Origin of the sequence: Hyalangium minutum (genome assembly GCF_000737315.1) — a bacterium.
GTDB classification, from domain to species: domain Bacteria; phylum Myxococcota; class Myxococcia; order Myxococcales; family Myxococcaceae; genus Hyalangium; species Hyalangium minutum.
Genome location: NZ_JMCB01000014.1, coordinates 238,489 through 253,233 on the forward strand (window position 1 = coordinate 238,489; position 14,745 = coordinate 253,233).

Consider the following 14,745-nt stretch of genomic DNA (forward strand, 5'->3'; position numbering starts at 1 on the left):
GAGCGCATGGAACGGAACGATACGCCGGAGCAGCTCTCCTCCTTTCTGGAGCGCATGAGGGCCTCGGAGCCAGAAGGCGGTGAGGCCATCATCGATCAGGCCCGCGAGCTGCTGGAGCAGGCCTATGTCCACCTGCCCGACAACCAGGCCTCGGGAGTGGATCCCCTCGGCCTGTTGGCGGCGCTTCAACGCGAGCTGCCCCGGGATCGGGTCCAGCTGTACCGCGAGCTGCTCGCGATCTTCGCACGGCTCGGGGATCGCCACACTCACTGCAGCCTGCCCGAGCCTTTCACGAGCCAGGTCGCCTTCCTCCCCTTCTTGGTGGGGGAGTTCTTCGAGCGGGGCGAGCGGTATCTCGCGGTGCTCCACTCCGCCACCCGCGAGCTGGAGCGTGGGGATGTCCTCGTCTCGTGGAATGGCGCCGCCATGGCGGAGGTGCTGGGACGCCAGCAGGAGTGGCAGCACGGCTCCCATCTCGAGGCCCGGTACGCCAAGGCAGTGCAGACGCTGACTTTCCGTCCCCTCGCGTTGATGCCACCGCCCGAGGAGGAAACAGTCGCCTTGGAGTGCGTGTCTGCCATGGGAGCGAGGCGGACGGTGCGGATGAACTGGCGCGTGGCAGATGCCGCGTGGCTCGCGCAGCGCTTCCACTCTTTCCTGGATGGAGTCTCCGCGGCGGAGCCTGGACAGGAGCATGGCTTCTCCGCGCGCCGGGTGGAGACCTCTCACGGAACGTTTGGCTATATCCGGGTGAACTCGTTCCAGGAGCGCCCCGAGCCCTTTCTGGGACGGTTCTCGCGAGTGCTGAAGGACATGCCCCGCAGCGGGCTGATCCTGGACATGCGGAGTTGTGAGGACGGCATCGTGCAGCTCGGGGAGCGGCTGCTCCAGCTCTTCACCCCACGGAGGATACAACCCGAGCCCTTCCAGTTCCGGGTCACGGAGTTGACCCTGCAGCTCGTCCGCTCGGTGCCAGCGCTTGCCGGCTGGCGAGAGGCCGTCGAGCGTGCGGCGGCCCAGGGGCGGATCTACTCGGAAGCGCTGCCACTGACGACCGAGAGTGAGGCGAACGGGAGCCGCCAGAAGTACGCCGGTGCCGTCGTGCTCCTCACGAGCGCGTTGACCTACAGCACCGCCGAGATGTTCGCCGCGGGGTTTCAGGACCACGAGATCGGCCGGGTGGTAGGGACAGCCCCGCGCACAGGGGGTGGAGGCGCCTCGCCCTGGCCGCAGAGCACCCTGTTCAAGCTCTCTGGGAGAGCCGCCTTCCGTCCCCTGCCCCGTGGCCCTTTCTTTCGCGTCGCCGTCCGAAGGTGTCGGCGCGTGCATGCGAGGGCGGGCGCTCTCCTCGAGCGTGAGGGCGTGGCCCCCGACGTGCTCCACCCGCCGACGCGGGCGGATCTCTTCCACCATGACAGGGACCTCCTGGAAGTGGCCGGAAGAGTGCTGACAGGGATGCAGTAGCCGGAACAACGAAGGAAGGAGATGACGATGTCCTCAGCCGACCTGACAACCAGCCCCCATGAGGGCTCGGCCCACATCGAATTCCTCCGGCGCTTGCATGAGCGGCAACAGCTCGTGACACGAGCGCTGGACGAGCACTTCCCTGCCGGAGCCGGACCCTTGATGGATGCGATCCGCGGGGCCTTGCTGGCCGATGGCAAGCGGCTGAGGCCCATTCTCTGCCTGGAGGCCTGCCAGTGGTCTGGTGGGAGCCCCCAGGCCGCGCTGCCCGCAGCCTGCGCCATCGAGATGATCCACAAGATGACGCTGGTGCACGATGACCTGCCGGCCATGGATGATGCGCAGACGCGCAACGGCCGGCCGGCGCTGCACAGGGTGCATGGCGAGGCGCTGGCCATCCTCGCCGGAGATGCACTGCTGGTGCATGCGTTCGGGCTGCTGGCGTCCACTCGCGAGGTGCCCGCCGAACGGGTGACGGGCGCCATCACGCGCCTGTGCCAGGCGCTGGGCACCGCCGGGCTGGCCGGGGGGCAAGCCCTGGACGTGCTCTCTCAAGCCGGAGATGTGACGCCCGAGAAGCTCGATCATGTTCACACCTGGAAGACCGCGAGCCTCTTTGAGGCGGCCATCGTCATCGGCGCGGAGATGGGAGGGGCAAACGCCTCCCAGGTCGAGGCGCTCGCCCGCTATGGGATGCTGCTGGGCAGGGCGTTCCAGATCTCCGATGACCTTCAGGATGCCCAGGACACCCAGGCGGTGACGCCGCACGAGGTGACGAACTACGTCCAGCTCCACGGGGTGGAGGGGGCCCGGCGCAAGCTGCGCGAGCTGCTGAGCCAGGCGGTCTCCGCGATCCGCTCGGTCCAGGGCGGAGACAGCCAGCTGCTGGCGGGAATCACGGAGCTGGTCTGGGAGCACTCCTGGAGCACGGGTGAGGGACACCATGGCCATCACGCCTGAAGCGGCTCCGCCTCGGTACGACGTCTGTCTGTTGTCGATGCCATTCCCCGTGCTGAACCAGCCCTCCATGGCGCTGGGGCTGCTGAAGCCCGCCCTGACGCAAGCCGGGCTGCCGGCAAAGACGCTCTACCCCTGCCTGTGGTTCGCCGAGGAGGTGGGGCTTGATGTCTATGTCGCCATCTGTGACTCCAAGCAGGAGTTCCTCGTGGGGGAATGGATCTTCGCCGAGGCTGCCTTCCCCGGCTTCCATCCTGACCGGGACAGCTACCTGGAGCGCGTGTTGTCCGCGCCCGTATCCCGGGGGCTGCTGAGGAAGAGCCGCTTCGAGGGCGATCCGCGCGCGGCCCTGCTCGCCGCTCGCCAGGCGGCCCAGGGCTTCATCGAGAAGGTGGCCACTCGCGTCCTGGAGCTGCGGCCTCGCATCGTCGGATGCACCTCTACATTCACCCAGCACTGTGCCTCGCTGGCCGTGCTCCGGAAGATCCGCGAGCTGGCACCAGAGGTTGTCACCGTCATGGGTGGGGCCAACTGCGAGGGGGAGATGGGCGTGAGCGCGCGGCGCCACTTCCCCTGGGTGGACTTCGTGGTCTCCGGGGAGGGAGAGCTGCTGTTTCCCAAGCTCTGCCAGAGCATCCTGGAGCATGGGCGGCAGATCCCGACGCAGCACCTGCCCCAGGGTGTCATCGGAGAGGCGCAGCTGCGCCAGCCAGCAGGAGCCCCGGCGCCCAGGGCCTCGGTGTCACGCATGGACACCACGCCCGTGCCGGACTTCGATGACTACTTCGCGGAGCTCCACTCCTCGCCATTGAGGTCCTTCATCTCTCCAGGGCTCGCCATGGAGACCTCGCGGGGGTGCTGGTGGGGCAAGAAGCACCACTGCACGTTCTGTGGGCTGAACGGCGGGAACATGGACTTCCGCTCCAAGAGCGCCGGCCGCGTCATCTCGGAGCTGGCCGAGCTGTCCACGCGGTATGGCATCCGCAAGTTCAACATCGTCGACAACATCATGGACCTTGCCTACATCCAGGAACTGGCTCCACGCATCACCTCGGACACGCCCTACACGCTCTTCTTCGAGACGAAGGTCAACCTGAAGCGCGCCCAACTGGAGCGGCTCGCCGCGGCGGGGATCCGGCGCCTCCAGCCCGGCATCGAGAGCATGCACGACGAGATCCTCCAGTTGGTGGACAAGGGGACCACGGCGCTGCAAAACATCCAGCTTCTCAAGTGGGCGCGTGAGCTTGGCATCTTCATCACCTGGAACTTCCTGTGGGATGTGCCCGGGGAGCAGGATGCGTGGTACGCCGAGATGGCCGAGTGGCTGCCCTGGGTGAGTCATCTCCAGCCGCCCGGAGTGGATCGCATCCAGTTCCACCGCTTCAGCCCCTACCACCAGCGGCCGGCCAGCTTCGGGCTCACGCTCGAGCCCTACCCTCTCTATGCGCACGTCTATCCGCTCACCCAGGAGGAGCTCGGGGGGCTCGCCTACTATTTCCACGATCCGCGCCGGCGCTCCGCGAAGGAGGAGCTGGAGCGGCGGCCCCACCTGAGGCAGACGATGCGGGTGGTCGCGCAGTGGAACAAGCTGTGGAACCGCGGCGGGTTCGAGGGGACCTGGGAAACGCCCGTGCTGCGGATGTTCCACGAGGCAGAGCGCCTGCGCCTCGTGGACACGCGGCCCTGCGCCACCGCAAGCGAGCATGTCCTGACGGGGCTGGCGGCGCAGGTCTACCTGCAGTGTGACGCGATCCAGACCCTGAAGAGCTTGCTCGAGGGCCTGGCGCAGAGCGGAGTCGAAGGAGCCTCGCCCGGGGACGTGCAGGCCATCCTGGACGACCTGGTGAAGTGCAAGCTGCTGCTACGGCAGAGGGAGCGGTTCGTCGCCCTGGCCCTGCACGAGGTGTCCCGGATTCCTGACTCGGACGAGGACTTCCCCGGCGGCTACACGGATGTGGACGCCTGGCATCAGGCCTCGGCTGTATAGGCAGCGGAGCGCGGCATGACCTTCTCGAAGAAGGACCCGATCGACGCCCTCTTCCGCGCCTGGGATCGCCCAGACAGCCCAGGGTGTGCGCTGGGCATCTACGAAGATGGCGAGCCTCTCTACATGAGGGGTTATGGCTGCGCGCAGCTGGAGCATGGAGTCCCCATCACCCCCACCACGGTGTTCCACGTCGCGTCCCTCTCCAAGCAGTTCACGGCCATGGCGGTGGGGCTGCTGGCCCAGTCTGGGCGGCTCTCTCTGGACGAGGACATCCGGCGCTACATCCCCGAGCTCCCCGAGGGACCTCTCCTCACGCTCCGGCACTTCCTGCACCACCTCAGTGGCCTGCGCGATCAGTGGGACTTGTTACGCCTGGCGGGCTGGCGTCCGGCCGATCTCAGGACGACAGGGGACATCCTGAGGCTCGTCACACGGCAGAAGGCGCAGAACTTCGCTCCCGGCACACGGTTTCAGTACATCAACACCGGCTACACGCTGCTGGGCATCGCGATCGAACGGGTCACGGGGGTCTCCTTGCGGGAGTACACCGAGGAGCACCTCTTCAAGCCCTTGGGCATGCTGCACACGGCGTTTCAGGATGATCATCAGCGGATCCTTCCAGGGCGTGCGCAGGCCTACTCGATGAGGCCGCGGGGCGGCTGGAAGATCAACGTCCCACCCTATGAGACGGTGGGTCCCACGGGGCTGTTCTCGACGGTCGAGGACTTCCTGCTCTGGGAGCGCAACTTCCTGCGGCCCATCGTGGGGGACGCGGCCTTCATCCAGTTGGCGATGGCGCCCGGCGCGTTCAACGATGGACGTCCGGTCAGCTATGGCTTTGGCCTCATGCTCGGGGAGTACCGGGGCCTGCCCATCGCGGAGCATTCGGGTGGAGATGCGGGCTACCGCGCGCACTACCTGCGGTTTCCCGAGCAACGGCTCGCGGTAGCGGTGTTCGCCAATGCCTTGGAGATCCACCCCACTGTGTTGGCACGGCAAGTGGCCGACGTTCTCCTGGAAGGGCGCTTCCAGTCCGCGCCGGAGGCGGCCGCGGACAACGGGCCCTCCGGGCATGAGCTGAGCTCGAGGGTGGGCCTGTATCGTGACCAGTGGAGCGGGATCACCTCCAAGGTGGAGCTCTGGGAGGGGAGGCTCTTCCTGGTTCCGAGCACGGGCGGAGTGTACGAGTTGCTCCCAGCAGGGCCGGAGCGGTTCCGTTTCCTCAACGTGGATGCGGAGTGCCAGTTCACGTCCGCTGGGCAGATGCTGGTGAAGTACGGTGCTCAACCGACTGGACTCTGTGAGCGCGTCGCGCTGGAAGCCTGCGGGACGAAAGCCCTGGTGGGCGACTATGCCGGGACCTATCAGAGTGACGAGCTGGGAGTGCGGTGGGTCCTGGACGTCTCGGGAGAGGCGCTCGTGTTGAAACGGGAGCGGTTCCCGGATGCCCGCATCGAGTTCACCGCGGATGACGAGGGGACGACAGCCCTCGGGGATTTCCACCTCCGGTTCACTCGAGACGGCGGAGGCCGGGTCAACGGCCTCTCTCTCTGCGCCGAGCGGGTCTGGAACGTCTCCTTCGCTCGCCTTTAGGCGCTGCCGCCGCGGACCAGGTCCAGGAGCAACTGGCGAGCGATCCACGGCTCCGCAGCAGCATGAGAGACGTAATAGGGAAGGTGCGCGTGACCGAACGGCACGTAGACGCGGATCGGCACACCGAACTGGCGCGCCACCTCCAGACTTCTCCGAAGTGGATACCCGAGCAACTGCTCCAACTCGCACCGGGTTCCCGCCTCGGTGAGCCGGCGGAGCGACTCGCATGCCAGCGAGACGTTGTGGGTGGCGACCGCCACGAGCCGCGCACGGCCCGCGAGGCGCTCGATGAGCGCGAGGAACCCTTCGCGCCCGTCCTGGCCCAGCCCCGGCCCCTCCTCCCACTGTCCTTGCACGACACGGACGCGCAGCCCGCGCTCGATCGCCCAGTCCACGTCGCGCAGGCTCCGGCGCCAGCGGCCCGGCAGCGCGCACCCCAGCTCCGGATGCAGAGGCAGGACCTGGTCGATGGCGCGATGGATGGGCTCGGCCGCCTCAGGCCCCATGGCATCGAACACCACCGGCAATCCCCGCTCCCGGGCGCGCGCTACCACCTCGCGGACCCGCTCCGGAGAGAAGGCGAGCGCTGTAGCCTTGATGGAGAGGTAGCCATCCCCCCCCGTGTCCGCCAGCCCGTCGATCGCCTCCTGGTAGGCCCGCGAGACCTCCTCCGGGGTGTCCTCCTGATGATTCCAATAGCAGAGGGTGCTGCCCTGTCCGCGGGCGGCCACCTGATGGACGGTGCGCAGCGCATCCTCTAATCGCACCCCGGCCACGTAGTTGCGTGCCGCCCTCTGCTCCAGCCGCCGCCAGCAGCCTGACACCAGCTCGCGATAGAGCTGCCTCATTCGTCCGCTCCCACCAGCCTCTTCAGTCGCCGCCCCGCGACGGACACCGCATCGCGTCCCAGCGCCATCACTCCACTCGCTCCGGCCGGGTAGATCCGGATGGCGCAGGTGGGGTGCTCGTGCTGGGTCCACAGCTGCGTCCAGTGCTCTTTCCCCCCCAGGAACTCGAAGGTCCGAAGCCCGCGCAGGGCGGCATGCCGTATCACCTGGACCAGGAGCAGCACTCCGGGCGAGCAGGAGGCGAACGCCTCGTCGTAGCCGATCTTGAGGAGCCAGAAGCTGCCGCCGGTCTCCACCGCGAACTCCATCGCCGCGAGCCGCTCACCGATCCAGAGGAAGCACAGGCGGAGTTCCCCACGCTCCGCCGTGGCGGAAGCGTACTTCTGGAAGAAGGAGAGGCGGCTCGGATCGCGGAGGAGCGCGGTGCCCTCCCGTCCCTTCCAGCTCCGCGCCTCCACCTCCAGGGCCGCATGGAGGAGCGGCTCGAGTTCGGCCGGCGTGGGTGACAGCACCTCGCAGCGCACCGGTCCAAGCTTCTCGGCGCGGCGGAGCATTCTCCGAAGGTCGGACCGTCTGCCCGCGTTGAGCTTCGACTCCGGCTCGGCCCACCCCTCGTCGAGTGGAATGAAGGGGCAGCTGAGCAACCCCGGGGTGACCATGAGGCCGCGGAGCTGGAACGCCCGCTGGAGAGCGCCGCTCAGCGGAGAGTCCGTCAGCACGCGGCCAAGTTGCAGCGGCGCGTCCAGCCGGACCAGCGCCCGTGCCAGCACATCCAGGGCCTCGGGCTCGGAGTAGAGGAAGTCGGTGGGCTCGGAGAGCTCGTTAACACCGATCAACTCCAGCCGTGTCCTGCCGCGCCGGATCAGCGGTGCCAGCGCCAGTGGCCGCTCCAGCTCGCCCAGGACCACCAGACTGAGCGAGTGGCCGAGGTGGAAGCTCTCCACACAGGCCCGCGCCCACGCGAAGCTCTGCATCGGGCTCGCGAAGGGCCCGCGCAGCCGCTCCCAGCCCTGCTCCAGCGGGGACAGCGCCTGGACGTCTTCGACGAGCATCACCGGGATTCCCGCTTCCATCCCTAGCAACTCCGTGTCCATCTCGCCCCGCCCTTCTCTCGGTCAAGTGCCGCCTGTGCCGACACACCCCGGCGGACTGTCCGCCAGCATCACTCGCAGAAGATGGATTGCTTCCGCTGGAGATCAGCATGTCCGAGAGTCTCCCCCTGACGTTCAATCCGCTCCGGCAGTTGAAGGAGGAGGAGGCGCAAAATGGGCAAGATTGCGTTTGGAATGACGACGTCGCTCGACGGCTACATCAACGACCGCAGGGGCGGATTCGGCTGGGGCCACGTGAGCGAGGATGTGCACAGGTTCACCCAAACGGAGCAGGAGCGCGAAGGGCTGGCGATATACGGGCGGCGCATGTACGAGACGATGGTCTACTGGGACACCGCCGATCAGGACGAGAGTCTCGCTCCCTCCATCCGAGACTTCTCCCGCGTCTGGCAGGCTGTCGACAAGCTCGTCGTCTCGAAGAGCCTCGAAAAGGTGACGAGCAAGCGGACGCGGCTGGTCCGCGAGCTGAGCGCCGACGACCTCCGGCGCCTCAAGGCCGAAACAGATCCGGGCCGACGCTCGCCGCTTCGTACGCTATAGGGTCCTGAGCTGAGGAAGAGAGGGTTGGCCGTACCCGCGCGGCCGAGTAAGCTTGCAGCGCGTGGCCTTCGACAATCGCTTGCCCAACGTGGTCGCGTTCGGTGACAGCAACGAGTACGTATTCGGACCCGCGTTGAAGCGCTGGTTGGTCGCTGCGGGTCACTATCCGGCCGAGCAGATCGTCGTGAAGTACCGTGTGAGTTCGCGGCCGAGGAACTGGCTCGCGACCGGCGACCGCCTACACGCGGGCGACTTCGGCAATCTCTGGGGCACACGCGGGCAGTTTTCCGAGGGCCCGCCGATCGCCGAGGCGCTGTCGCCCGCGACCGTGCTGGTCGAGATCGGGCTGGGCGGCAACCTCGGACTGTCGGACACCGAGGCCCGCAGCGTGGTCGCGCTCGTCGAGCAGGTCGCGCGGCTCGCCCCCTACGCGCGCATTCTGTGGCGCGGCCTGCCGCCTGCGACAGCGAGCAACGGTGGGAAGGTCGCCACGCGTGCGACCAAGCTTGGCCGCTACAAGCGCAACGCGGCGCTCAAGCGCGCGCTCGCACCGGCCGGCTTCGCGCTCTTCGGCGCGCAACTCACCGCCGGGCACGACTCGGCCGCGTTTCGCCGCGGCTATCTTGATCTCATCGCGATGCACGCGGGCGGCCCCGCCCCGGGCGACACCGCGCACGTCGGGACCGACGCAGCGCTCGCGTACGAGCGCTCGGTGCTCGCGAGCGCGACGCGTGCGGATGCCGTCGCGGGTGAGCAGGTGATCCGCGGGCCGTGGACCGAGTACGTGCACTCGCGCGATGAGATGGAGGTCCACGTGCCGCAGGCCGCCACCGACGCGCTGGTGTCGCAGCAACTGGGCCCGCGCGGCGTCTACGGCCACACCCCACCGCCGCGCCCCACGGAGGGCTATGCCGCCGACGTCGTCGTGCACGACGCGTGGATCCGCAGCGGGCCCCCGAGCTTTCGCTGGCTGCGGCCCGGCATCATCCCGATCGGCACGCCGTTGCTCGTGCAGGACTGGCAGGGCGAGTACGCGCTCGTGCGCGGCTTCGATGGCCGCGACTGGGGTTGGACCTCGCGCGCCAACCTTCGCTTTCGCTGATGGGTTTCTGCTAAGTCGGGACGGAACGCTTCAGGGGGCCCAAGAGCATGGCGACGAAGAATCGGGAACCGCAGCCCATCGACGAATACCTGGCGAGCGTAAGTGACCCGGTGGCGAGGAAGACGCTCGGGGAGCTGCGCCTGCAGCTCCGGAAGCTGCTTCCAGGGGCCGTCGAGACGATCAGCTACCGGATGCCCGCCTTCAAGGTCGATGGGGACGTCGTGGCGGGCTTCGCGTTCTTCAAGAACCACTGTGGCTACTACCCGTTCAGCGGCGGTGTGGTACCGACACTGAAATCGGAGCTGGAGGGGTACTCCACGTCGAAGAGCGGCGTCACCTTCCGGCCCGACACGCCGCTGCCGGCGAAGCTGGTGAAGCGGCTGGTGCAGGCACGGCTCGCGGAGATCGCCACAGGCGGGAAGAAGCCCTCGGCCGCGAAGAAAAAGGCGCTCATCACCGAGCGAGTGACAAACAGCGCAGTGAAGGACGCCACCGGACGGGATTGGAAGGCCTGGATGCGCGCCTTGGATGCAGCGGGGGCGGCCGAGCTGAACCACCAGCAGCTCGTCGCGCTCGTGGCCCAGGAGGTGGAATCCGGTTGGTGGCAGCAGTCCATCTCGGTGGCGTATGAGCAAGCTCACGGCAAGCGGGTGGTGGGCGAGACCGCCACGACGGGCTTCCAGGTGGGGGTGGTGCGCACGCTGCCGATGACCGCCCCCGAGTTGTGGGACCTGCTCACGAAGCAGGAGGAGCGCTGGCTCGGCCCGGGCGCGGCGCTGAAGCTCGAGCCAGGGAAGGAATATGAGGTTCCCAAGAAGCGCGGAGCCCCCGGCGTGCGCGGAGTGCTCCGGGTGGTGAAGCCCGGGCAGCGCCTGCGCATGACGTGGCAGCCCGACGGCTGGAAGAAGCCGGCCACGTTGCAGCTCACCCTGGTGCCCAAGGCGCGGGGCGCCGCTCTCCACGTGCACATGGAGAAGCTGCCGGACGCAAAGGCTCGGGAGGCCATGCGCGAGCACTGGTCGAAGCTCCTCGTGAAGCTCGCGGCTGGGTGAGAGGGTTCACGTCAACCTGACGGAGCTGCATCAGGCGGCCTCGGTCGACCTGAGGATGGCGAGCGCGGAGTACCAGCCCAACACGGGTCCCGCGCCCGCCCCCAACACAGGGACTGGGAAGTTTCCCAGCTCGGTGACGGCAAAGGTTGCCACGAGGTAGACAGCGAGCGCCGTCGCCACCGGCGCGCTCTCGCTGCGAGCCCTGTGCAACCACACCGAGCCGTGAACCAGGGGGACGAAGAGACATCCCACAGCCAAGAGCGCAGCGAGGAGCCACGGAAGCCCCTGTGCACTGGCCAGATGGAGGATGCGCTCGACATGGGGCACCGCGCCCAGCGGATCGGGCCGCAGCCAGGTGAGGATGGCTCCCAGACAGGTGACCATGATGCCCGCGAGCCGCCAGCCGATGGCGACGGAATGTGTCGCGACAAAGAGGGCGATGGTGCCAGCACTGAACGCGATCGCCTGCCCCGCATCGGGCTGGGCGAAGTGGAGCACCTGAGTCACCGTGGCAACGCTGAGCGCCAGGACGGGGCGCGCTCGAGCCAGGAAGACGCCGACAGAAAGCAGGAGCCATGGCGTGACGGCTGTCGATGCGTTCAGCCGCAGGGGCCCGACGACGAGCCAGCGCTTCACTCCCTCCAGTCCGGGAAACAGGAGCGTCGCGGCGAGCAGGAGCAGGGCCACGGCGCCCGCCACCCATGACGGACGCACCTGCACTCTCGAGGAGCGGTGGCCCCACCAAGCTGCCAACATCAGACCCAGCGCGGCGGCCACGGCATTGATGGCGAAGACTTTTGGGGCGACTCCATGAGCCGAAGCCACCCTGCCGCCGACGAGGATGGCCAGGAACGGCAGGACTCCCGCCGTGCTCAGACGCAGGGAGATGTTCATCCGGAAGTGTTCGTTGCTGACGATGGGTTGCTCAGGAAGACGCGGATTCGAAGCCATGGTGTGCTCCCGTGGATGACGGGTGCGGCCGCCGCTCGGCATGGTATCTGAGTTCAGCGATGTGGTGTGTGCCTGTAGGGCACTGCACGGCCTCTCCACACAGCCTCGATCCGACTTACGGATGATCCGCAACTTGCAGCCCTTGAGGGCGATAACCTCCCCACGGTCTCATTTTACGAGGTTTTCGAAATGCGGGTCTCCTCCGCCGCACGCAGCACCTTCTCCGCAGCAAGTTCCCCTTCGCAGCCCACCCTGAAGCTCGGCTCGTCCGGCGCGGCGGTGAAGGCCCTGCAGCAGGCGCTGGCCAACGCGGGCTTTTCGCCGGGCGCGGCCGATGGCCAGTTCGGTCCGAAGACGGCCGCGGCGGTGAAGGCCTTCCAGAACGCGAAGGGCCTCGTCGCCGATGGCGTCGTCGGGCCCAAGACGTGGGCCAAGCTGACCGCGGCTCCCTCGGGCGGCGCGACCCCCACGCTCAAGCAGGGGGCAACGGGTCCCTCCGTCACCAACCTGCAGAATCGCCTCGCCCAGCACGGCTTCAACCCGGGCGCGGCCGACGGCCAGTTCGGTCCGAAGACCACCGCGGCCGTGAAGGCCTTCCAGAGCGCGAAGGGCCTCGCCGCCGACGGTGTCGTCGGGCCGAAGACGTGGGCCGCGCTAAATGCCGCGCCGACATCTTCGGCTCCGGGCGGTAGCGGACCCACGCTCAAGCAGGGCCACAGTGGCGCTCCGGTGGCCGCGCTTCAGAACCGGCTCAATCAGCTCGGCTTCAATGCCGGTGCGGCGGATGGCCAGTTCGGTCCGAAGACCACCGCAGCGGTGAAGGCGTTCCAGCGCGCGAAGGGCCTGACCGCCGATGGCGTCGTCGGGCCGAAGACCTGGAACCAGCTCGGCATCACGGTGAGCGGCACGCCCTCGACTCCCCCCAGCACCGGTGGCGTGCGCGGCAGCTCCGCTCTCGCCAACAACGCCCGCTCGGTGGCGATGAGCATGGGCGGCTACTCGAGCCAGGGCCTCTGCGCCACGGGCGTGAGCCGCGCCATTCAGAACACCTATGGCATCAAGGTGTGGGGCGACGGCAACGATATCGACAACAACCTGCCGAGGGACAAGTTCAAGCAGGTGAACCTGTCGCTCGCCGAAGCGCTGAAGATCCCCGGCCTCATCCTCACCTGGGAGAAGACCTCCACCCGCCTTGGCAGCATCTACGGCCACACCGCCATCACCTCGGGCGATGGCCGCAGCTCCTACAGCGACTTCGTGGAGAGCAACACCCTGGGCGTGGGCGGCCGCAGCGGCTTCAAGGTCTTCATGCCGATCTAGGTTTTCGACGGAAAGCCACGGCCCGGTCACACAGCAGCGTGCCCGGGCCGCGCTGGGGCGCTCAGCAGCAGCGATGCTGGGGCCGGAAGGAGCTCAGGGCCAGGGGCTTCGTCGAGGAAGCGAGGCGCCGGAGCGCGGGGGCGCGCATCTCCTTCTGGCGGTGGTAGATCGTGGTCCCCCCTTTGATGGTCTCCCAGACATACAGGCCCCGCAGCACGTCCGTGGACACGGTGAGCGGGTTGTCTGACAGCACCACCAGATCCGCCAGCTTGCCCGGCTCCAGCGTGCCCTTCTCTTTCTCCTCAAAGTTCTGGTAGGCGGCCCAGGCGGTCACCGCCTTGAGCGCCTCCAGCGGCGTTGCGCATTGCTTGGGGCCCAGCACCTGCCCGCTGCGCGTGGTGCGAGCCACGGCACTCCACACGAGCGGCAGGATGTCCGGAGGCACGACCGGCGAGTCATTGTGAATCGTGTAGATCATCCCCCGCTCCGTGGTGGAGCGCAGGGGCGAGATGCGCTTGGCGCGCCACTCTCCCAGCGTCTCGTCCCGGTGCCAGTCGCCCCAGTAGAAGGTATGCGACACGAAGTAGGTGGGAATGATGCCCAGTTCCTTCATCCGGTCCAGCTGATCCTCCCGCACCGTCTGCGCATGCACCATCACCGGGCGCCGGTCGGCCGACGGGAAGTTCTGGTTCGCGCGCGCGATGGCCTCCAACATCATGTCCGCGGCGGCGTCCCCGTTGCAGTGGATGTGCAGCTGCCAGCCCCTATTGAAGGCCTTGTCCACCTCGTCGTTGAGCTTCTGCTGGCTCATGATGGGGGCCCCTTGGTAGGTGGCATCCTTGCCCGTGGGGGGAACAATGTAGGGCTCTCGGAGGAACGCCGTCTTCCCCTGAGGCGAGCCGTCCTGGGTAATCTTCACGCCGCCTACCTTGAAGTGGCCGACGTACTCCTTGCGAGGCAGGCCCGGGAGCGCGTCGATCTCCTCGGCGAACGTCCACTTCGGGAACGCGAGCACGTCCAGGAAGAGCACCTGTTCGGAAGCGGCGTACTGCAGCAGCTTGATCGAGTCCGTGTCCGAGATGCCATCCTCCACGGTCGTGATGCCCAGGCTCGCGTAGCGCTGCTGCACCTCCGTCAGCGTCTTCAGCAGCTCTTCCAGGTTGGGCTTGGGCAGCAGCTTATGGAAGGCCTCGACGGCCGTCTCTTCCACCACGCCCGTGGGCTCGCCTTTCCCGTCTACCCGGATGGCCCCACCCTCCGGAGCGGAATCCTTATCCACGTAGCCCACCGCCTTGAGCAGCGGGGTGTTGTACACCGCGAGATGCGCCGAGGTGTGCACGATGCAGATGAGGTGCTGTTCGGAGACCTGATTCAACTCTTCTTTCGTGGGGTGCCGCTTCTCCTCCAGCAACGAGTCGTCATACCCGCTGGCGAGCACGAGCGTGCCCTGGGGAATCTTCTTGTCTGCGATGTACTTCCCCAGCGCATCGAGGATGTCGGAGATCTTCTGGATGGGACCGGCGGGCGGTGGTGCCAGATTCGGGGTCCCCCAATAAAGGATCCAGCCCATCAGGTGACCGTGGGCGTCGATGAAGCCTGGCATCAGGGTGCGGCCTTTCAGGTCCACCACCTCGGTGCTCTCGCCCACGAGCCCCTGGAGTTCTTCCCAGGAGCCTACCGCGAGGATGCGCTCGCCTTGGACTGCCAGTGCCTCCACCTGGGGTTGCGCGTCATTCATGGTGAGAATGGTCCCGCCTCGGTAGATGCGGTCCGCTGTCTGCTGCATGGAGTTAGGATTCAGGGGCATGGACGCCAGCCT

Annotated in this window: 12 protein-coding genes; 8 read left to right on the forward strand and 4 right to left on the reverse strand. The window is 67.4% G+C overall.

The window, feature by feature from the left end; genetic code table 11:
* Nucleotides 1–6 precede the first annotated feature (6 nt).
* From DB31_RS31695 to DB31_RS31710, 4 genes are read left to right on the forward strand one after another with little or no spacing between them, the layout of a single operon-like run.
* On the forward strand, nt 7–1,464 hold the full coding sequence (locus DB31_RS31695; protein ID WP_044194469.1) for a S41 family peptidase: 1,458 nt from the start codon (nt 7–9) through the stop codon (nt 1,462–1,464).
* Nucleotides 1,465–1,491: 27 nt separating this feature from the next.
* On the forward strand, nt 1,492–2,424 hold the full coding sequence (locus DB31_RS31700) for a polyprenyl synthetase family protein (RefSeq protein WP_044194810.1): 933 nt from the start codon (nt 1,492–1,494) through the stop codon (nt 2,422–2,424).
* Complete coding sequence (locus DB31_RS31705) at nt 2,408–4,408, forward strand: RiPP maturation radical SAM C-methyltransferase (RefSeq protein ID WP_044194471.1); 2,001 nt, start codon at nt 2,408–2,410, stop codon at nt 4,406–4,408. Before DB31_RS31700 ends, DB31_RS31705 begins: the two co-directional genes overlap by 17 nt.
* A 15-nt stretch (nt 4,409–4,423) precedes the next feature.
* The gene (locus DB31_RS31710) at nt 4,424–6,001 is read left to right on the forward strand and encodes a serine hydrolase domain-containing protein (RefSeq protein WP_044194474.1); all 1,578 of its coding nucleotides are present in this window, start codon (nt 4,424–4,426) and stop codon (nt 5,999–6,001) included.
* On the opposite strand, the gene DB31_RS31715 is transcribed toward DB31_RS31710, so the two are convergent.
* The gene (locus DB31_RS31715; protein WP_052420404.1) at nt 5,998–6,849 is read right to left on the reverse strand and encodes a hypothetical protein; all 852 of its coding nucleotides are present in this window, start codon (nt 6,847–6,849) and stop codon (nt 5,998–6,000) included. The two genes, DB31_RS31710 and DB31_RS31715, sit on opposite strands and share 4 nt — an antisense overlap.
* Nucleotides 6,846–7,922 carry a GNAT family N-acetyltransferase gene (locus DB31_RS31720; RefSeq protein WP_052420405.1) on the reverse strand — a complete coding sequence of 359 codons (1,077 nt, stop codon included), beginning with the start codon at nt 7,920–7,922 and terminating at the stop codon, nt 6,846–6,848. The genes DB31_RS31715 and DB31_RS31720 overlap by 4 nt, the downstream gene beginning before the upstream one ends.
* 192 nt (nt 7,923–8,114) lie before the next feature.
* Here DB31_RS31720 and DB31_RS31725 point away from each other — a divergent pair, with 192 nt between their 5' ends.
* The 3 genes from DB31_RS31725 (at nt 8,115) to DB31_RS31735 (ending at nt 10,655) form a co-directional block, all read left to right on the forward strand.
* Complete coding sequence (locus DB31_RS31725) at nt 8,115–8,501, forward strand: dihydrofolate reductase family protein (protein ID WP_052420406.1); 387 nt, start codon at nt 8,115–8,117, stop codon at nt 8,499–8,501.
* A gap of 61 nt (nt 8,502–8,562) precedes the next feature.
* The gene (locus DB31_RS31730; protein WP_157232269.1) at nt 8,563–9,603 is read left to right on the forward strand and encodes a hypothetical protein; all 1,041 of its coding nucleotides are present in this window, start codon (nt 8,563–8,565) and stop codon (nt 9,601–9,603) included.
* 47 nt (nt 9,604–9,650) lie between these two features.
* Nucleotides 9,651–10,655 carry an SRPBCC domain-containing protein gene (locus DB31_RS31735; protein WP_044194479.1) on the forward strand — a complete coding sequence of 335 codons (1,005 nt, stop codon included), beginning with the start codon at nt 9,651–9,653 and terminating at the stop codon, nt 10,653–10,655.
* Between the two features lie 30 nt (nt 10,656–10,685).
* On the opposite strand, the gene DB31_RS31740 is transcribed toward DB31_RS31735, so the two are convergent.
* Nucleotides 10,686–11,606, reverse strand: coding sequence for a hypothetical protein (locus DB31_RS31740; protein ID WP_083968922.1), 921 nt, complete (start codon nt 11,604–11,606; stop codon nt 10,686–10,688).
* 189 nt (nt 11,607–11,795) lie between these two features.
* On the opposite strand from DB31_RS31740, the gene DB31_RS51335 reads away from it, so the two are divergent.
* On the forward strand, nt 11,796–12,926 hold the full coding sequence (locus tag DB31_RS51335) for a peptidoglycan-binding domain-containing protein (protein WP_205628606.1): 1,131 nt from the start codon (nt 11,796–11,798) through the stop codon (nt 12,924–12,926).
* Between the two features lie 61 nt (nt 12,927–12,987).
* On the opposite strand, the gene DB31_RS31750 is transcribed toward DB31_RS51335, so the two are convergent.
* Nucleotides 12,988–14,733, reverse strand: a complete 1,746-nt coding sequence (locus DB31_RS31750) for an amidohydrolase (protein WP_044194482.1) — start codon at nt 14,731–14,733, stop codon at nt 12,988–12,990.
* Nucleotides 14,734–14,745 lie beyond the last annotated feature (12 nt).